We start from the raw sequence: 20,092 nt of genomic DNA on the forward strand, positions 1-20,092 counted from the left end.
TTTTGATCAGAAGTCATCTGCTATCAAGAGGTCCACTTCAAAGGGTATGGGATCGATGATGTCCTTGGTGATCTCTGTAGGGTCTGCGTCTAGCAGGCGTATGTAGTAGAACTTGTTCTCTACTTCGCCGGTTAAAGTGAGGGTGACTTTGTACTGTCTTTCTGCTGGCTCATCAGATGAGCTTTCAGCAATAACAAGCTTTTCATCGCTTACCTTGAATTCGTTCCCGTCCCTGTTCCAGAGAGCTACTTTGAACCTTCTGGGTTGCAGTTTATCCGTCACTTTTTCGGTCTGCAGGATGTTTATAGAGAACGGGCTGCTTGTTATCTTCCGGCTTGCGTTGGTTACGGTCAGACCGACTTTGCCGTACTTAATGCCTTTTCTTTCAAGATCTGCAGTCTTGTTGTAGGAGTACTTGAGTACCGGGATGACTATCTCCTGGGGTGCAGCTCCACCATGTACGAAGTTCTTGTTGCTGCCCTGCATCTTGAACCTGAGGTCTGCCTGGGGTACGTATGCGAACATCGTTTGCCCGGATTTGATGATATAATCCATGTTGAACTTGTGGACGTTCATGAGGTCAACATTCTGCTCGCTCAGGATGAATCGCTTGCTGGATGCGATGATCTGCTGCTTGTCAAAACCACCGGTCTCAACTTTATCGACGTTTTCCAATTCATCTCTTTGGTAGATGAAACCATGGTCTGCTGTTATCAGGATGTTGTTCAGTATCTGGAAATTGGTGAGTTTTTCGATGATCTTTTTGATATCTGAGATGGTATCCTCGGCTGCATCGAAGACTTCATGCTCCGAAGCGAAATGGTCTCCTCTGGCGTCGATCTTGTCGTGGTAGATATAGAAGAGCCTTGTGCCTTTGAATCGTTCACGGGCTTCGTCTCTTTTGATGTTCATCAGTTCATCATAATCTATAGCAACGGAGTCCTTTGTTATTTTTTCCAGTATCTTTCCTCTGTTAGCTGTGCCTTCGGTGCTGATGCCATCTGCAAAGACTGATTGGTTGTTGTATTCCAGTCTGTCATGGGGAAGCAGGCTTGCCATGCCGAGTTTTGTGTAAGAGGGGAGGGATCCTGCCATGCACTTTAATTCGACTGTGCCCCTTGTGTCCTTGTTCAGGACTTCCTGAAGCTCTGCAGCTACTTCATAGCGCATGGCATCCGAAATTATGACGGCTATCTTGTCCTTATCATTACGGGTGATGATGTTCTTCACGTAGAGCTTATAGAACTCGTCCTGCCGGTCGATGAGCTCTATGTTCCATCGTCCTTCCATTTCACTTGTGATAAGCTGGCTCCAGCGTGTGAGCAGTTTGTCAAGGAGCCTGTTGTTGTACAGTTTTTCCACAAGGTCTTTGGTGGGTTTGAGGATCTCTTTTTCCTTGTCCTTGTCGTAGTGATAGTAGAATTTGCGATAATAATAGTCCATCAGGTAATAGCGTTCGGTGTAGTTTCTGAAGAACTTAGTGAGATTCTGCTCGCTTATGTTAGTTGCATCGAACTCCTTTGCGAACTGGTGCAGTTTCAATGCATATTCCAGGGAATTGTAGATGTTCTGGAACCTGGAGTACCAGTGTTTTGTCTTGCGGTTGGTTATCCAGCCAAGATATGTATCGAAATCTTCTTTGCCGTTCTGGAGTGCTTCGGCTATCTTTCGGATGATGCTTTTGTCAAAGAGGTCAAGGGATTCTGCTTCGATGTATTTGGAGACTTCATGCTTTTGTATCTCGTTCACGAGGTACTTTTGAAGCGTGCTATCGCCTGCAAGCAGTTGTTCGCAGTACTCGTCAAATACTGTGGAGTCTCTGGAGTTGTCCATCCAGCTTCTGATGAAGATCTCACATTCATTACTCAGGGAGTTGCTGTACGCTTTGTACTTCTTGAGATCAAGGTTCGTGTTCCTTGTTATGTGGGTTATGATGAAGCTCAGAAAGAGCTTCTTCAGCGTAGGCTCTTCTGGCTGGTATCCGAAGTGCCTGTGCATCATGTCCCAGAAATCATCGGCAAACTCGAACTTAGTGATCTCTTCCCATGCCGTGTTGGTGCTCTCATCCAGGGAATCGATCAGTACTTTGCGTACTATTTCCTTCAGGTCCGTGGTCGCAGAGCCGGAAAGCACTGCCAGGAAACCATGTATGAACTCTTCTTCTTTCCAGTGCTTTTGATATAAGCGGTTAAACGGAGTGACCCTTTTCTTGCTTGCGAAGAACTGCTGGTGCTTGTCCAGGAATCTGTCCAAGTCATAGCCCTCTATCTCGAACTCACTCTTGATATCTGATATCCTGCTGTTCTCAAATCGTGATGAATAGAGCTGTATGTCCAGCAGCCAGTTGGCTTCGGGGTCCCGTTCCGCCTCACCTGAATAGATGAGATAACTAGAAGTCGTATCATCCGTCTCCAGCAGCTTCTTGGTGGCAAAGAAATTGTTGTGCAGGATATGCAGCTTTATCCCCTTTTCTGCCAGAGCGCCGCGTATGTGTGCAAGACCTTCCTCATCTGCGGTCCTGTCCTTATCATACCAGAAGACGATCTTCCTCTTCTCGAAGTCGCTGAGAGTTTCGAACTTCTTAAGTATGCTCTGGGTGGTCTTTTCGGGATTTAACATATTTCGACTTCCATAATCGCAGCTTATTGGAAAATTACTTTATTCAGAGAGGTTATTGAACTGTTTAATTACGATTATTTTGTAAACTTGTGTTGACGGATTGCTTCGTGTACTATTTAGCTCTGTTCCGCTATCAAGATGAATTTGTTCCAGTTTTTTAGAGTTTCTGATCGCTGTATCTGTCAGAGGGCAAAGTATCTGGTAGCAATCGTTGTTCTTACTATAAGCAGGTATATGTCTTTTTAAAAGCCCGAGCAGCCCATCGTTTTGAAGTGATGTGTCTATGTAGCTGAAATGCAAAAGGAACCAGAGCTCAAATGAAGGGTTTGACAAACACATATTGATAGACTTTCCGGCATTCCTATATGCGGTTGAGATCCTATCATCCGTATTCTCATCACAGTCAAAGACACACCAAATGGAATCACCACCTTTGATGTCCAGGTCTTGCATCTTCTTTCTGGCAAATCCGACAATGCTACCGATATCTTTACGGCTTGATGGAATTGGGATCACATCCAGATTGTTGTGCGGTGTCCTGTAGTTTTCAAAATACATTGGCTCTGTTTTCTCACCTTCACATATTATGAGCATTTTATTCCTTGTAGGCCTTTGACCACGTTTTCTCCGGCTGTAGTCTGGCATGCCAAAAACCTCTCAGGATGAGATGAAGGGGATTGCTCCATACCTTCCCATCAGGTAACCTTTCAGGATATTCTGGTCTTTACGGACCTGGAATTCCAGCAACGAGTAAAGATTTGTGTTCCCCAGATCTGCATCTTTTTCAGTGAACCATATCTGATCCCTTCTGAAGAGCTCATCGTTGAGCAAGTTGGTGTTGTGGGTGGTTATTATCAGCTGAGAGTTGTTCTTATTGTAACTTTCGTCGTAGAAGAGTCTGACCAAGTGATCACTAAGCATTGGATGCAGCTGTAGTTCCAGCTCATCTACAAACAGGACCTGCCCTTTATTGAGCGCGTTGAGCCAAGGTCCTATCAGAGTGAAAAATCTTCTTGTACCTTCGGATTCCTCGGTATTGAAATCGAATGCTATGTTATGCTTTTTGCCGTCTTTATCTCTGGCAAGGTGGAATGTATTGATATTAATCTTTTGCATTTTTCCACTGGCTTTGTCAAAGCTTCGTGGCAGATGGTTCAATATGTCTACAGGAAGGTCTGCCAGATCTATATCCTCTATACTTGTGATAATATCAATAAGACCTAAATCTGCTCTTTCAAGTGATCTCAGGATGGCTTTTTTCGAATCATCGTCCTGATTGAGCATTCTGATTGTGTATTCGCCCTGTTCTGATAGTGTCCTTGCACTGATTATTCTCAGGTCTTCCCTGAACCATTTGAAGGCTTCCAGGGTCTTATCGTAATTCTGCTGTGCGGAGTTGGAGAGATAAAGAACATTGCTCAGGGTTCTCTTAGAGATATCATTCTGAATCCTTTTATCGGTTGTGAATTTGAACTCGGTGGTGTTCCTTCTTTCAAATACCAGTGCTTCCCTGTTGTTCGGGTAATAATACAATTCTTCATCAATTATCTTGGTCCTATCATATGAGACGGCATAGCTGTACCTGACATTGTTCTTGATAAAAAACACACTGAACCTGCTGGGCTTTGACATACATTCCGGCGTCAGCTTGAATGGCTCAAACGGCAGCAGGTCCCCATCCTGATTCCTGATGGATGTCATCACCAGGTTCTGCAGGTTGAACATTGCTAAAAGAACATTGCTCTTTCCGGAGGCATTAGCCCCATAAATAACAGCGCTTTTCACCAGCCTGTCATTCTTCTTCAGGGCATCCGGTTCAATCAGATTTTCCTCAAGCGCCCTATCGGATGATGCTAATAAACTAAAGGTGACCTCATCCCTTATCGAACGGAAATTCTCGGCTTTGAATTCGATCAACATGTTGATAACAACCTATTACACAGATTTGATTGTGATTTTTGTGATATTTTCACGTATATTGAATGTAAAACTCGATTATATTTAAATTAATTGCTGGGATGAAGAAAACTTTTAGTAATACAGGAATTACTATTCATGACTGATCCCGGACCTAAGAGAAAAAATAACATAAAAGCAAATAAATTTAAAAAGAAAATCAATGTATGTGGGTTAGTTGTCGACATTCAGGCGGTCTGAATTAACTTCGATCTCGCCGTTTTCCTCTTCATACTTTGAGATTTTCTTATTCAGATCAAGTAACAGTTTTTTAGCTGCCTGCATGGTTAGGATCACCATGTGGTCGCTGTGATACACCCATGAATCTTCATCCCGGAATTTTTCATTCATCAGTTCTATTCTTATATCACAGTCGGTTATTGCAACCAACGTATTTGTAGCGTAAGTTCTACCAAAGAGTGGAGTCCTTACAACCTGTATCTCTTTTTTTTCCTGCTGTTCTTCAATAGCTTCCATTGTATCCTCCTCATGCTGAAGCAAGTGGTTGATTTAAGGTCATTGTCTGCTGTGCATATGGCTTTTCTTTTGATGATTTCATTCCGCGTTCTTCTGACCATCGAATAGCACGCTTTTCATGCACTTCAAAAGTTATGCTCCCGCATTTTAAAGATTTCCAGTTCAATGTTCTGCAGACCTCAGTTTCAGGCAGATAGGAGAAACATGCGTTCTCTTCGTAAACAATGGGGCCTGTTTCCTTTCTTATGTCGTCGATCACTTCTTCTTCATCGTCTTCATATCCCGCAACAAAGAAACTGTTTGCAAAAACTGACCCGATTAACGCTTTTACGATGTTATTATCAGCTAGTTTATAGTAGTTGACGTTTTTCTTCTTTTCTTTTATCTCGATAATCCCGTTATAGATGAGACGGGGAATCTTATGATTCACAGTTTGCCTAGAAACACCTGTGCATTCGCTTATTTCTGACTGGTTGTAGGCAATATCCGAATTTCCAGATAGAAAATCAATGATCTTAATTTCAGAAGTTTTTCCTAGAAAATCTTCTAAGGCCGTTTCAAACCCTCCTATGTTAAAAGAATAAGACAAACTATTTACTTAAAGATACTGGTTAGCTGTAAAATTCATTTTACACCATGTTTATATCATTTGAGATAATGTTTATATGTAGATGGTTGGAACTAGCTTTCTTGATAGGGAATATTCTGAATATGAACTGCGCATATTATACAATATCTGCCGGCAAAGCCGCTGGTGCCCTAAACATATAAACCAATTGCATCTATTAAACGGGATTCCTACACATAATAAAGGGGATGCAAAGAAAGCTCTGCATGAACTGCTCAAGATCAACTTATTACAGCATTACAATTCAGGTGGAAGAGATGATTGCTGTATCCCGAAAAAGAACAGAGATGATGCAATTAAAATATTGAAGAAATATGAAAAGCAGTATTCTTTCATTAAGTTCTTAGAATATATCTCGTGAATCCCTTTTTTAGATTTTAACTGCATAAGCAATATTCATATCTTCTCCACCAGCCCCTCGAACTTCGCGTAATTCACTACAACCCCGTCGTCCAGATCCATCTCAATATACGCATCGGCTTTGTTCTTCAGCACTTCATCATAAGCCATGAGCTCAGCGATCATCTTCTTAAGCCGCACCTTCTCCTGCGCATCCTTACCCATATCCGACTTGATCATCTCTTTCTTGGCGTCCAGCTTACCCTCAAGCTCCAGCAGGTAATCCGTTCTCATTTTGGCAAGCATTTCCCTGTTGTACCTGTGCATGTAAACAAGCGCATTGAAAGCCCTGCCCTTACCTGAAGTGAACAGCCAGTAGATGGGCCTTTTCTTGTACATCTTCAAGTGGTCCTTGTAGAACGACTTCAGGAAATATTCCCGTATCACAGCCTCGGAGGACTTCTTCCCATTACCACCCAGAGCCTCGGCAATGAAATCCAGGTTCTCTGAAAGTTGCTCCTTTCCTAAGGCCACCTTGAGGAATTCCTTGAACCTGTCCACAATATCATCCTCAAAGTATTCGTCCTCAAGTATGGGTATGATGTTATCGGCATCCGGCATGAAGCTCGGCTCAGGCACTTGATTAAGATAATCCCCTATCTTCTCACCCTGATTTGCAAGCACAAGCCCCGGCTTGTCCAGCGAATACCTTCCGAACATGCACCCCACGGAATAGGAGACGAACTCCTTTATCGTATCCGTAAGCAGCAAAGCTTCCAGCTCTTCCTCGCTCTTCCCTCCATTATAGCGGTAATGAGGATTGCAGGTCAGCGTGATCTCCGACAGCGGCACATCTGGTGTAAGTTCATCCTGCAAGCCGTAAGCTTCAATGAAAATACGGTTGTTCTCTTCCTCCAGCCGCTGCATCTCCAGGGTCATTTCCTTCCAGTGAGCACGGATTTTGGTATAGGTTTCACGGAGAGTTGGCTGATGGTATTCTGGTTGGAGGAGGGGGAGAGTAGTGAAATCCCAGGAGGTTTCGTAGGAGTCCCAGTCGGATTTTGAGATTTCAATTATATTGTGGCAAATAGTGTCAATTGAATCCGCTATTATATCGATCCCAAGAATAGGCAAAACAGATAAGTCTCCTGGCTGAAATGCTAAAGTAGGGTTTATTACTTTTGCAAAATTCGAGCTAATTTTAGTGCATAAAAATGCAATTAAGAACTTTAAGTGTTCTTGCTTAGGAAATGCAGAGCTTCCGTTTGTATCAAAAAGAAAACCCCCAGGAGAATAACGCACAGCAAAATACGTAGAACTAATTCTCGACCACTCAAGGCATGGTTTAAAAAAGTCTTTTTCGTTAGATATCTTCCAGCCCAAGTTATCCCAAGATAATTGAGGATAGTTCTTTAAGGTTTCAACTTTAATATCATATCCATCATTTTCCCAATTTACTACATTTTCATTGTTTCCATACCACCTTCGAAAATCGCCACCTTTGTTGTACGGAAACCACTTTAAACCAGAATCTTTAGCTTCCTGTGAATTTTTAAAACTGAAGCCTATTTTATTGTGCCATACTTCAAACCAATACCTTACAAAACGCTCATTGTTCCCTGTTCTCATACCTAGTTTTGGTTTAGCGATAGAACCCAGTGAAGCTCCTGCTAAAAACGTGTTTCGCATTTTGTCACTCACCCAATAAGCAATCGGACTTCCGGGAATCTTCTTGAAATCAGCTGCAGAGGCGCGGTAGAAGTTGGGGACGGGATTGGTTGATAAAGTGTTAGCAATTGTCATAATTAACCTCTATTATACCCTATAATGTGACCAGACTGAGGATTAAAACAAGTGTTTAATTCGCTACCCACTGGGTAGCGAATTGTATCGATCATCTGTTGAGTAGGCAATTCATCACATGGCTTGTGATGAATTTGCATATTTGCGTTTTCATCTTCAATATCTCTGTGTCCTCTGTGGTTTGTAGCGGCTACTCTTTCGGTTACATGTTCGATTACTTGTTCGGTAACTTGTTCGCCTACTTGATCGGTAACAAATCTGATACAATAGTTCAGCAAGGAAAACTTATGCAACTGGGTCGCTAACTGGATCGGTGATTGGAATATTACTTGGTCCCAGCTTGGTCCTGACTTAGTCCCTACATGATCCCAACTTGGTCCCGACTCGGGCTGTGACTTAGTGCCATTTATAGCATCAAGTTCACTAACATGGTGCTGGGGGTTCATCCATTCTTCACCTTCTTTTTCCGGGCTAAGAATGCACGACCTTTGTCTGTCAGACGGTATTTTTGCAATCTGCTGCTTGGTTTTTCCGGGATTGTCATCTCGATCAATTCTTCACCAAGAGCTGGATGGAGATAGTTATTCCTGAAGGTTGGACGGTGCTTGATATTCAGAATGTCACGAAGTTCTCCGGAAGACTTTTCTCCGTCTTGGAGTGATAGTAATAATTTTAGAATATGATTGTCTGACTGGGTCGGTGACTGGGTCGGTGACTGGGTCGGTGACTGGGTCGGTGACTGGGTCGGTGACTGGGTCGGTGACTGGGTCGGTGACTGGGTCGGTGACTGGGTCGGTGACTGGACCCCGGAATCTTCTTTGGCTAAATAGCTTTCTGTTGGTACTTCTATAGACTCTGCCAGGTAGACAATGAACCTCACCCTCATTCCGATTTCAATTATCTCCGGCTGTGGAAGTCCAAGCTCTTCAGCATCCTTAAGGATACGACGGAAACCACTGCCCCACTGCTCGATAATGTCAAGTTCCCTGAATACCCGCGCAATAACGCGATTCCTGATCCTTGAGACGCCCTGCTTGACATCCTCGATGGTCATGCCGGGAAGGAGGATACCGGGGTTCTCGATCTCTATCCTGTCATCAAAGAAGGACACTCTGATAGGTGCACCCCTTTGAGAATAATCTGCATGCACAATAGCATTGACAAGCGCCTCACGCAGGATCGTAAGGGGAATGCTCCATACATCCTTACGCCTGATCTCAGAAAAATCGGCGCTTCTGAAAGCATGTTTTTTCAGGAACATCATCACGGATTCAACAGAGCCTGGAAGGTCTTCGTATATTTCGGTATGGTCGAAAATGTATGCCTTATCCTTTCCCTTGAAACGCCCGCATTGTATCCATGCATCCGGGAAATGAAAATCCCTTTTCTTTCCAAAAAGCAGCATAGCGCCTGTGGTCGGAACCAATCTGCCCTGTTCCTTGGTAACAAGTTTAAGCGTGATCAATTCCTCTTCGTTCAGCTCCCGTATTCCTTTAAAGCGCTTTTTTGCAATATCAATATCAAGGTCAGCAGAATACAGGTCAGGCATCGGCATCTCATCAAATGAAATACCTGAAGCACTTCTCTGAAGCTCGGCAATAAGCTCCCTGTCAGCTTTCCGGTTAGTAGAACCAAGCCTTACATAAACACCATCTAGATGACCTTCACTTTTGACCCGATGCGGACGTGAACCACTCGGATAGACTTCAACACCCAAAAGGGTCTTACCCTCCACTGTCATCAATTCAACATCTGGAACAAGCCTTGGGGCAATATGATCCGCAATTATACTGCACAGACGCTCTTCTTCATCAAGCGGATTTGAGACACCTATGATCTCCTTTGTCTCGTCCTCCACCCCTATCAGCAAACGCCCTCCGGCAGTGTTCGCAAAAGCTACAAGCGTCTTGATGATGTTCTTTGGTGAGGAAATATCACGCTTGAACTCCAGAGTCTTACCCTCAGGCATGGTAATAAGCTGGGAAATGGGGGGATTCATTAAGCCTCCGTTTGCTGGGTAATGTTCCTCACCTGCATGATAGCCTCACGCAGCCATGTATCCTTTTCTGCTTCCGAGTTTCCATCCACAAGCCGGATATAAGCTCCCTTATACTCAGGATGCTGTGCATTCTCAATAACAAAAGCCGTAGTAGAGACAACCTCGCCGCCGATACTGTCAAAAGCCCGAGGTCCTAAATGTGCCATGGACAATATAGTATGGTCATCCAGAATGCCCGCTCGGAGTTTCTCATAGGAAGAAAGGAACATCCAGCTCTGCATAGTGATCATCGCCACCATGCCTTTCTGCATCGCAAGGTCAAGATTACGATCAATGAACATGGCAAAGAAATCCGATTTACTGTCAGGATAATTATCCTGAGCGAAGTCCTTGAGCCTCGCATTCATCCCCTTGCCACCCATATACGGTGGGTTGGCGACCACCACATCATACTTGGGGATAAGGTAATCTGCCTGCTTCAGAGCTTGCAGGACCTTCTGATGAGTGGAAAGAAGAGTGAGGTTCTCTGAAAGGATCTTCGGTTTTGGTAATTGGAGGATGCCTGATACATCCTCAGCCTTCGGGCGGATAAGAGAGCCGAAGTTATCAGCTTCATTGAACTGAAGCAGTGTATCCCGAACATCATTGGTGAATAACTCGCTTCCAATTGCAGTTATGTAAGCATTGAGCTCATCATCCTCAAAAGCAATGCTTTCCAGTACACATATATTGGGCACTGCAGGCTTGCGGAAGAAGTTACGGTTCTTTCCCCTTGCCTTCATGGTCAGGGCAAAGGCTGCCAGGTCCCCGGCACGCTTGTCGATCTCGATACCAAAGAGATTGCGGGTGAGGATATTCTCGGATATCTCGGAATGGTCGTAGCCCTCCTCCTCGTAGATGGCATACAGCAGATCAAAAGCATACACCAGCATGTGTCCTGAACCGCAGGCAGGATCACATACCCTGATGTCCTCCGGGGAATTTATTCTCAGGAAATCCGTTTCATTCTCCTCGGGTCTGATATAATAGTCCATCTGCTCGCACAGCCGTGAACTTGGACGGTTGAGCATCCACAAACGGCCCAGGGAATTCTCCACCAGATAGCGGACTATCCAGTGAGGTGTGAACAATTGGGTCGCTGCAGGAATGTTCTCCTTGCTGATCTTCACATTCTTCTTAAGGTCCTTGAACACCTTGTCCTTCTTGGGAGCAATATAATCCTGGTATATCCAGCCGATTATCTCCACTTCCCTCCAGTCATCCACCGGAATGATCCCGTTAATGTCCTTCACAATAGAATCAACATGCAGCAGCTTCTCAGGGAACAATAGCTCAGTGTAGTCCTCTATCTTCTCGAACATGAAAGGCATAGTGCTGTGCAGGTAATTACACAACTTCAGGATGAGATACTTGTACAGCTCTTCATCCTTATTCTCAGACCTCAGGTCAAGCACATGATCAGCATCAAGGTCCAGGAAATCCAGTTCATGAGCGTGTGTGATGATCCCAGGCTCATTCCTGTCAGCATCTTTAGAAGTGAACACCTGCACAGGAAGGTAATCATTGACCTCCATGAACTTCAGGGCAACAAAACGGTTGAACCAGGTGTAAGTGACCTCGTCCATCACCTGTTGATAGCCCTTATGTTTGATCTCCCTGACCAGTTTCTCCCTCTGGTCCTTGAGCTTCTTATTATGGACCTTCCCGCCGATAACTATGGAATCCTCATGTTCGGAATCCACGGGCAGGATCTCCTTGGGGTGGATACCGTAGAAAGCAGCCCTGTCAGCGACCTCCTGAAGCAGCTTATCCCGCACAGTATCCGAGAACTTGATAATGCTTGCCTTATCCATGATCAGAACAACCTTATATCATCTGTTTCAAGTAACTTTGCGAGATATGTCCGAAGGTCTTTAAGGTACCTATCAAGTTCTTCTTCAGAAGCGATCTTATCCTTTGACTTAAAAAGCGAAGTATCTTTAATGAACTTTACAGACCTGACATGAACAGAAACCTCACCCGAACCAGATTTTGGTTCCTTTATGATCTGCAATTGTTTGCTGATCTTGTCATAAGCCTCACTCTGAAGTGAATTCAATCTAGGAGACTGCGCCTGAACATATGTACAGTCTTCTGCCTGTGAAATACGCAGTTTGAGGTCAGTGAACGGTTTCATAACGGAATCCTTGAATTCCTGGTTAAATAACGTATGATGACCCATTTCCTTTTGAAGATCAGCTACTATTGAATCTATTTCTTTGAATGCTGCTTCCTTTAAGTCGGAAAGAGCAGTAGAAAGGGCACTTTCAATGCTTGCTTCCAGCGGGGGCAGTGACTTGATCTCGAAGTAAGGTTCCTTTGACCCCAGGATAGCTTCAACATCCCTAACTTTTGACTTTGTTTCATCGTCCATGAACTGCCTGTCACGGGTGTAATTATCGATCTTCTTCAAAAGCCGCCTGAAGATCTCCACCTGCTGACCCCCGAAGAAAGAGATAACAGGTTCAACATCATACCGCAATTTCACTAGCTCTTCCTTTTCATCGGAGATCTTCTGCAGGAAAGCAGACGGGTCTGTGGTATTGAGTATCTGTTTGAGGAAACCAGCATAGGCTTTGACCTCATCATTTCCCGGGAATCTCTTTTCCTCTTCGTACTTACCTGATATCTGCTCTATCTTGATAAACTCATCATTGAGCAAAGAATGTGTGAAATCAAAGAGATCGTTCTCCTTCTCAGGGATATTTGTCTTATCAAATACCTCCCTCAGGATCGACCTGACTATTCTCATGACCTCGGCATTCGCTTTTTCACGTATCTCCACCACAAGCTTATCAGCGTAATCCTTTCTTGTAAGATACCTCACCACTTCTTCAGCATTGGGTTTCTTAAGAACAAGATACGTCTTCTGATACCTGAGCTTGATCTCATCACTTGCGAACAGCGTAGCAACGAGACCCGATACAGTAAGCTCCTTCCATCCATACGGTTTGCGCCTGAACTTATCCTTGATATCTTGCATTACAACGCTGTCGTTCCTCTGGTGTTTTAGACTCAGATGATCGAGAACTTCCTTAAGGGCAAGTTTATTGGTATCCGATCTTTCAAACCCGAACTTTTCCAGGTCATCCGCCTGCAACACCTTTAAGATCTCACTGTCAGATTCGAAATCCTTGGTCACGTAACCTGCTTTTTTGTACACGTTCTCATAGAGCAGATCCAGACCACATGTTATTCTCTCTTTAGGTTTTTTCTTCTCAATGCTTGTGACTTCCTTGCCGTCCACAAAGACCCTAGCTTCGGAAATACCGCTTTCCATAGACTTCTTTGCATCCAGACGCAAGTTTTCCTCATCACTTCTTTTTTTACTGAGGATCTCCTTGACCTCACCTATATTGGTATTGGAAGTGTTCTGCTTAAGGTATTTATCGATCTTCAGATAATTGCGTATCTGGTCTACGAATTCGGAATCCGCATGAGTGATGAACAGCAGAGTGTCAGTGGAATCTATATTGCTCAGATTGTCGCCATACAGTGACCGCTGGCTACTGCCTCTTAGCACATCATCAGATAAAGGTGTCAGGAACTTTATGGTCAGATCCGCACCAGCCACAGGTTTTGTTTTATCGTCAATGGCCTTGTTGAACTTGTAATCCTTGTGTTTTGTCGGGCATATCTCATTGGACTCAAACACATACTCGAATATCTCATCAAGAATCTTGTGTTTCTCGATATCGATATTCTTTATTTCCCTATTGATCTCCTGCTCCTCATTTGTAAGGAAATAGAATCTATCTCCAGATTTGTGTATCAAGGTCTGGCTCTCAAGCCTCTGCAGTGATCCGGCGATCCTGTTCTTAAGAGCACGTTTATCCTCATCTACATGGGATACGGACAACACCACCAGGTTGTCAAGGCTTGGCTGCAGCTCCTTCACATGCCTGATCATGAAAAGTATCTTCAGCACATCACAGTCCCCATCCTCAAGACAATCATTGTCCTTTGCCTGCTCGATTGTACGAGTTATAATAGGATCAAGGAAGCTCTCAATGGTGCTGTAGAAAGTATAGAACGGTACCAGAATTCCCATATCGTCTTCAGCATATTGCTCAGTAGCCTCTTTGAAGGCACTGAGCATGGACCGCTCACCTTTCGCTAAGTGCTTACCTGTAAAACCGGTCTGTCGTATCTTATCGAACACTTTCTGCAGAATAAAGAACTGGTAAGGCACATAGGGATACACGTCCACAAAATCATCGTTCCCTTTATACAGCTTCATTTCAGCCCCGCCGGGGGAGAAGGTCAACAGGTTCTTAAGGATGGTCTTCTTTTCCTCATGATACAAAGATAAGGTTTCCTCATAGACCTGTTTCTTCGCAAGTATCCTCTTCTTGATGACCTCGTCTACATTGGCACTGGAAAGGCTCAGACGTGTATCAAAACGCCCCTGGATCTTAGAAAAGTCATAACCTTTCACTTTTTCCTTGGTCACCGCATCGATATCAGCCTGGGAAGTAACGACCACCCATGCTTTACCTGCAAGTTTCGTACCCAGTTCCTCAACAATGGTCTGCAGGTTCAGCATCAGGTCACTGTTTTCACCAATATACTGCCCGATCTCATCGATCAGAAAGATCACCTGATGATCCTTACCCTTGGAATCACAATACTTCTTCACCTTCTCAGCGAACTTCTCCACACTGAAATGATAAGTACTGCCATCGGACTGGAACAGCCTTTCAAGTGATTCCTTGCTCTGGTATCCACAATTTACAAGCGCCTCGATGATATGGTCCTGCTCAAAAACATAAGTATCCCTTTTCTCCTCCCAGGATTCCCCATTGAGCTGCCTGAACTCATCCTTGAACTTATCATACAGACCTTTGTTCACAAGGTCCTCTTCCATATCAGCGATCCACAACACATCCCCATAGAAACCCCTTTTCTCATTGAGCACCCGCATGAGAATGTTAACGATCAGCTCATCGCTTCTGTTCAATGTGTTAGCCTTTGAATCAATGTTGAAGAGAATTACATCCTTTGTCCCAAAAGTAATTGCCTGCTCGATGGTATTCAGTAACTGAGGGTCATCTATTTTCTCCCTGAAGAAATCCAGTGCACTCTTACCTTTTACTACCTGATTTTCCAGCAGGTAGGACAACATCTTGATAAAATGCGATTTACCGGACCCGAAGAAACCTGAGACCCATACTCCGGTCTTATCGGTAGGCTCGGACATTGCATGGAGATACCTATCAAAAAAGGTGTCCAGATGCTTCAATGTCTCTTTGGTTACAACATATTCATCCAGTTCAGTATATACGCTGTCTTCATCATATTGATCTACTTTAATAACACCGTTGATCTCTCTTCTGATGTCTTTTTGGAATAGATCATGTATCTTTATTGCAGCAGTCATATCGATCACATTTTACTGTTAAGGATATCTAAGGATCGGTGCCATCATTGATCAGCCTGAAGGCACGATAATAGTTCGCATCCTTAAACTTACCGAATAAACTAAGGTCAAAACCACTGTATTTGCCGGGATAGAAGGCGATAAGAGGAAGATTGCCCGATACAGGCTGCAGATTGTTTAAAATGGAATGTGAACGCACTATCGGCCAGGCCTTACCGATACCTGTCAGGAAGATCATCTGGAAATTCCCATTTTTCTCCATTTTAGCCTGAATAGCATTTTTCAGTATTTCAGGCTTAAGCATGAGCTTCAATTTCTTGAGCAATTCATCAGAACCCTTTTTCTTTTCGAACTGATCGACCTGTTCTATTTTTATTTTATTCTCTATGAGCTCCAGGCAGATCTCATACAGGTCCAGCATTAGAACGTTAATGGATCTCTTCTCCAGAGATGAGTTGATCTTAAGGATAGTATCCCTAATCAGCAATTCTTTATCAGGAGGATAATCGAATATCCAGAAAGGAACTTCATTACCAAGTCCTTTGGATTTGAGAAAATCATCGCTCTGGACCTGCTCCTTCAGTTGCTCTAACCTTTCTTCCAGCTTCATGGGCAGCATACAATTCAACCTAAATTTATTTAAACTTGGTCATATGATTTTGATTGTGGGGTTGTTTGCATTAGCGTGAACATTAATTTATGTTGATGCACCCGATATTGCTAAACACTCCCTTATTTTTCCCCTCATCGTTGCTCAGGTGACAGGTAGACAGGCGGTGCCGTGTAGGGAAGAGTAAGCCGGTGGATCTCGTTTTTATAGTAGTCTGCCATGATGCATAGCTATCTACCACAATAATATATTTCCAGAAAAGTAATATGATATGGTTAAAGTACAGGGAAACAAAAGTGATAAATCGTTAAGTATCATTTAGTTGTTTTAGGGTATATGATGGATCGTGTTACGTAACCCTACTCAGCATCAACACTTTCCCCACTAAAGTGTTCAATGCCTACAACATTTACGCACGACCCATCAAACCCATTTTTCCTTGGAGTCTAAATCCATTTCTTCCACATAGTTGAGAGAATTATAAACAGTCCTCCCCCAGCTTACAGGAAATGAGAGAATGAAGACAAAACGATGTAAGCCAGTAGACAGTTTATTTCCCTCATATGAAATTATGTCATTTAAGTTTATTAAGTCATCTATTTTTTATAAAAAATGTAATGAATTTAACAATTTATCTGTAGGCTCTCATGCCTTTGTAATATAACAAGAATGGAGTTAATAATAATCAAATAATTATAAATACAAATATTCCTTAAGTACTTTTTCCAGTGGTATTCTGCTGGAAAATCTCATGGCTTTTACACCTGGGACAGTTCATGCAGAACTATAAGTCCTCATAAAATATAACCATGTTTACTTACCAATGCCCAAAAATAAACTTATAATTGTTGCTACCTGTCGTTCAGGATTCGAATATGATTTCTTAGAAAAGAGATTACCTCATAACTTAACAATTGAAAGTGTATTTGATAAAGTTGTTACTTATGATAAAGTTCCAAAATCGCAGGCCCATTTAATTGCGTCCAAGCTTGATATCAACTGAAAGGAAGCAGAGTTTGATGGTACTATTGGTTCACTTATAATGAAAATCCCACTACTAAAGATCGTGGGCTTTCTGGCTGCTTATTTCGTAAACTTTGTAAGATCTGGTTCTCATGATGTAGGATTTTCTCTCCAATAACTTCTTGAGATTTATGATTTTACAGCAAATTGTGTACATTGTTCAATATCATAGAAATTAATAGAGTATAGGGTAAACCTTTATACAACTATTACAGACTTTAATGTATAAAGGGTGGTCATTATGCAAAAGATAGTTCCACATCTATGGTTTGATAAAGAAGCTGCTGATGCTGCGAAGTTTTATACATCTGTTTTCAGGGATTCTAAGATCATTGACACCACACAGATCCACGGTACTCCGTCCGGAACAGCGGAAATGGTCACCATTGAGCTGGCAGGTCAGGAGTTCATGCTGATATCAGCCGGGCCTTTCTTCAAATTTACGCCAGCTATATCATTCCTTATTGCCTGTAGCACTACGGAAGAGGTGGACACGTTGTGGGAGCAATTATCCAAAGGCGGTACTGAGCTTATGCCTCTGGACGCATATCCTTTTAGCGAGAGATACGTATGGTTGGCGGACAGGTACGGTCTTTCATGGCAGATAATGCACATGGGTAATAACAAGATCACACAGAAGATCATCCCAACACTTATGTTCACCGGTGATGTGTGCGGAAAGGCTGAAGAGGCGATCAACACTTACTCAACAGTGTTCAGTAATGCAAATATCGGTTACATCCTTCGCTACAGTGGGGGTGACGGACCAGATAAGGAAGGAACAATACAACATGCCGGTTTCATTCTCGAAGGTCAGGAATTTGCAGCTATGGATAGTGCTTATGAGCATAATTTCACTTTCAACGAGGCTATATCATTCATAGTGTACTGCGATACCCAGGAAGAAATTGATCATTACTGGGGAAAACTATCAGCTGTTCCTGCGTCGGAACAGTGTGGCTGGCTCAAAGACAAATTTGGACTATCATGGCAGATAGTGCCAATTATCATGAAAGAGATGATGCGGGAAAAGGATCCTGAGAAACTGGCACAGGTAACTGCAGCATTCCTTAAGATGAAAAAATTTGATATTGCCGAATTAAAAAAGGCATACGAAGGATGATAAATACAGACAGGCATTAAACCGGTATATGATATAATATGATATAATATGATATTATATGATATTATATGAAATATAATGGAATATCAAAAGCACATATATATGGTATATATAGAACACATATATGAAAAATCGTACCGGATATATATTGGAAATCATTTTGAATATCGGAGATGAAAATGATGTGGATCAAAAGATCTATGGTCCTGGCTATAATACTCATTGTGATGTGCTGCGCAGGTTGCAGTGAGAAAAACACCGAAAATATCACGCAGGAAACAGAAGAAATTGTTTATGAAGAAGCACAGAATTCCACTGAATGGAACAATAAAGGTGTTGATCTGTTTATTGCAGGTAGACCTGAAGAAGCACTACAAGCTTATGATAAAGCCACAGATATTGACCCGCAAAATATCTATGCCTGGTACAACAAAGGCAATGCATATTCTTACATAGGGAAATATGAAGAGGCATTACAAGCTTATAACAAAACCACACAAATCGATCCACAGGATGCAAATGCATGGAGCAACAAAGCTAATGCTCTAGATAATCTGGGCAGGTATGAAGAAGCCCTCGAAGCATTAGATAAAACCCTAAAGATCGACCCGCAGTATGCAAATGCATGGTATAACAAAGGTGCTGTGCTTGAAAAACTTGGAAGGCAAGAAGAAGCTCAGGTATGCTACGATAAAGCCAGAGAATTGGGATTGCCTGCAGCATGATGTCCCATCCTGGCTTTGATCTTTTTTGATTGATAGAAAATCCTGTTTTTTGGAGATTTATTAAATAGTTCGTTCGTTTAAATTCATTTAAAGATATTGTCTAATTCTTTATTGAGAAGAATTATCGAAACTTACCTTTTTAGATGGAAACTTACCCTTTAATGTTTTCGATATCTTTTGACTGTTTCATACTTTCTTACTTACCAAATTTACCTTTTCATTTTCGTTATCTGGCGATAGAAACTTACCTTCCTTGCCCTCAATTTGGGAACATGGGGTAAAAGTTGTATTATTTTGTGAGTGTTCAGAAGAAGGAATCAAATTACACTCTTCTCTGTGTATATTGGCAAGTATAGTAAGTTCCTTTCTATCACTACTGTTTTTATAGAGTAAGCTCGGGATAAGTTTAGGGTAAGAAGGTAAGTTTGTATAATCTACAATCACAACTTCTTCTTTACATCTTATAAAAAGGAATTAGAAGATTTATCCAAATTTATTAATACAGAAACACTATTATATACCAGTCGAGCTAATGCGTGATGTAGAATTTATTATATGTATATCGATAATACTTCCCTGTGGAAATAATAATTTAGAATGAGTTGGTGGATTAGCATCAATTGAAACATTAAAATCATAATCAGGAGCCCTATCTGTCAATAGAATAGGAATGTAAATTTTGACAGCTGTTGCCCAATCTCGCTCAACATAATATGGTGTTTTTTGTTCTACTAACAACGTGTTTTTATATATTAGATTCGTATCCGAATCTTTCATTTCAATTGTTACATTATGTGGAATTTGATCTTGGTTATATATAGAAACAAGTGGTAAACTTTTTTCAATGGGTAATGGAATAATTACAGAAATCACTAACCAAAATAAAATAATTAAAAAAAAAGATTGGAATATAATTTTTTTATTGTTCATATTCACCTCTAAAGCATATTATGACTTTATGTAATACGCTAGTCCTAAGTTATATTTTGCAGTTTGCAGAATAGTATTTTGAGTTATATATTGTACTATATTGTACTTGTGTATTTTGATACAATGCATCTGGCGTTGGGTTTGCACTAACTTGGTTCCATAAATTACTGTAAAATTGAGTACTATAAGTAGCCAAATTTTGGGTAGAAGTGCCTGGATTTGATACAGTATATCTTTGATTATTGTTATTTACTATGTTACTATACCAATGCCCGGCAGACCAACTATCCGATACATGCCGTTCATATGCCTTATGAACTGGCTGATTTAAATATTGCTGCACGGATCCATCTGTGTGCATTGGATTGCCGATGTCGGCCATATAATGTGAAGCTGAGCCAAAATGTGTGTATCATTGTTCAAACTCATTTTTCTTCCTCT

16 protein-coding genes are annotated in these 20,092 nt (G+C 42.1%); 4 read left to right on the top strand and 12 right to left on the bottom strand.

From position 1 onward, the window contains the following. Window positions 1-6 precede the first annotated feature (6 nt). The 5 genes from pglZ to METHO_RS06635 all read right to left on the bottom strand — a co-directional run bounded on the left by pglZ (window position 7) and on the right by METHO_RS06635 (window position 5,641). Window positions 7-2,619, bottom strand: a complete 2,613-nt coding sequence (gene pglZ / locus METHO_RS06615; RefSeq protein ID WP_015324761.1) for a BREX-1 system phosphatase PglZ type A — start codon at window positions 2,617-2,619, stop codon at window positions 7-9. Window positions 2,620-2,658: 39 nt separating this feature from the next. Then, a complete protein-coding gene (locus METHO_RS06620; RefSeq protein WP_015324762.1) occupies window positions 2,659-3,264 on the bottom strand; it encodes an RloB family protein in 606 nt (201 codons plus the stop codon). A gap of 12 nt (window positions 3,265-3,276) precedes the next feature. Beyond that, complete coding sequence (locus METHO_RS06625) at window positions 3,277-4,539, bottom strand: AAA family ATPase (RefSeq protein ID WP_015324763.1); 1,263 nt, start codon at window positions 4,537-4,539, stop codon at window positions 3,277-3,279. A 210-nt stretch (window positions 4,540-4,749) separates the two neighbouring features. Further along, a complete protein-coding gene (locus tag METHO_RS06630; protein WP_015324765.1) occupies window positions 4,750-5,052 on the bottom strand; it encodes a DUF3467 domain-containing protein in 303 nt (100 codons plus the stop codon). 10 nt (window positions 5,053-5,062) lie between these two features. Further along, the gene (locus METHO_RS06635; protein WP_015324766.1) at window positions 5,063-5,641 is read right to left on the bottom strand and encodes a winged helix-turn-helix domain-containing protein; all 579 of its coding nucleotides are present in this window, start codon (window positions 5,639-5,641) and stop codon (window positions 5,063-5,065) included. An 82-nt stretch (window positions 5,642-5,723) separates the two neighbouring features. Between METHO_RS06635 and METHO_RS06640 the strand changes: the two genes are divergently transcribed. After that, window positions 5,724-6,041 (top strand): hypothetical protein, encoded by a 318-nt coding sequence (locus METHO_RS06640; protein WP_015324767.1) that lies wholly within the window; start codon window positions 5,724-5,726, stop codon window positions 6,039-6,041. Between the two features lie 35 nt (window positions 6,042-6,076). On the opposite strand, the gene pglX (METHO_RS06645) is transcribed toward METHO_RS06640, so the two are convergent. The 6 genes from pglX (METHO_RS06645) to METHO_RS06670 are packed head-to-tail and all read right to left on the bottom strand — an operon-like array spanning window position 6,077 to window position 15,859. Continuing rightward, the gene (gene pglX / locus METHO_RS06645; protein WP_015324768.1) at window positions 6,077-7,822 is read right to left on the bottom strand and encodes a BREX-1 system adenine-specific DNA-methyltransferase PglX; all 1,746 of its coding nucleotides are present in this window, start codon (window positions 7,820-7,822) and stop codon (window positions 6,077-6,079) included. 2 nt (window positions 7,823-7,824) lie between these two features. Beyond that, complete coding sequence (locus METHO_RS06650; RefSeq protein ID WP_015324769.1) at window positions 7,825-8,268, bottom strand: hypothetical protein; 444 nt, start codon at window positions 8,266-8,268, stop codon at window positions 7,825-7,827. Then, window positions 8,265-9,821, bottom strand: coding sequence for an AlbA family DNA-binding domain-containing protein (locus tag METHO_RS06655; protein ID WP_015324770.1), 1,557 nt, complete (start codon window positions 9,819-9,821; stop codon window positions 8,265-8,267). The genes METHO_RS06650 and METHO_RS06655 overlap by 4 nt, the downstream gene beginning before the upstream one ends. Next, window positions 9,821-11,674: a BREX-1 system adenine-specific DNA-methyltransferase PglX gene (pglX, locus tag METHO_RS06660; RefSeq protein ID WP_015324771.1), complete on the bottom strand. Its 1,854-nt coding sequence runs from the start codon at window positions 11,672-11,674 to the stop codon at window positions 9,821-9,823. Before pglX (METHO_RS06660) ends, METHO_RS06655 begins: the two co-directional genes overlap by 1 nt. Window positions 11,675-11,676: 2 nt before the next feature. Beyond that, window positions 11,677-15,240: a BREX system P-loop protein BrxC gene (brxC, locus tag METHO_RS06665; RefSeq protein ID WP_015324772.1), complete on the bottom strand. Its 3,564-nt coding sequence runs from the start codon at window positions 15,238-15,240 to the stop codon at window positions 11,677-11,679. Window positions 15,241-15,268: 28 nt separating this feature from the next. Continuing rightward, window positions 15,269-15,859 (bottom strand): DUF1788 domain-containing protein, encoded by a 591-nt coding sequence (locus tag METHO_RS06670; RefSeq protein ID WP_015324773.1) that lies wholly within the window; start codon window positions 15,857-15,859, stop codon window positions 15,269-15,271. 1,255 nt (window positions 15,860-17,114) lie between these two features. On the opposite strand from METHO_RS06670, the gene METHO_RS06675 reads away from it, so the two are divergent. The 3 genes from METHO_RS06675 to METHO_RS06680 all read left to right on the top strand — a co-directional run bounded on the left by METHO_RS06675 (window position 17,115) and on the right by METHO_RS06680 (window position 18,721). Continuing rightward, window positions 17,115-17,996, top strand: coding sequence for a VOC family protein (locus METHO_RS06675; RefSeq protein WP_015324775.1), 882 nt, complete (start codon window positions 17,115-17,117; stop codon window positions 17,994-17,996). 124 nt (window positions 17,997-18,120) lie between these two features. Then, entirely contained in the window at window positions 18,121-18,246 is a 126-nt protein-coding gene (locus METHO_RS14285; protein WP_281162779.1) for a hypothetical protein, read from the top strand. Beyond that, complete coding sequence (locus tag METHO_RS06680) at window positions 18,224-18,721, top strand: tetratricopeptide repeat protein (RefSeq protein ID WP_172635189.1); 498 nt, start codon at window positions 18,224-18,226, stop codon at window positions 18,719-18,721. The genes METHO_RS14285 and METHO_RS06680 overlap by 23 nt, the downstream gene beginning before the upstream one ends. A gap of 513 nt (window positions 18,722-19,234) precedes the next feature. Here the strand turns inward: METHO_RS06680 and METHO_RS06685 are convergent. Continuing rightward, complete coding sequence (locus METHO_RS06685; RefSeq protein ID WP_015324777.1) at window positions 19,235-19,651, bottom strand: hypothetical protein; 417 nt, start codon at window positions 19,649-19,651, stop codon at window positions 19,235-19,237. Window positions 19,652-20,092 lie beyond the last annotated feature (441 nt).

This window comes from Methanomethylovorans hollandica DSM 15978 (genome assembly GCF_000328665.1).
GTDB lineage: Archaea > Halobacteriota > Methanosarcinia > Methanosarcinales > Methanosarcinaceae > Methanomethylovorans > Methanomethylovorans hollandica.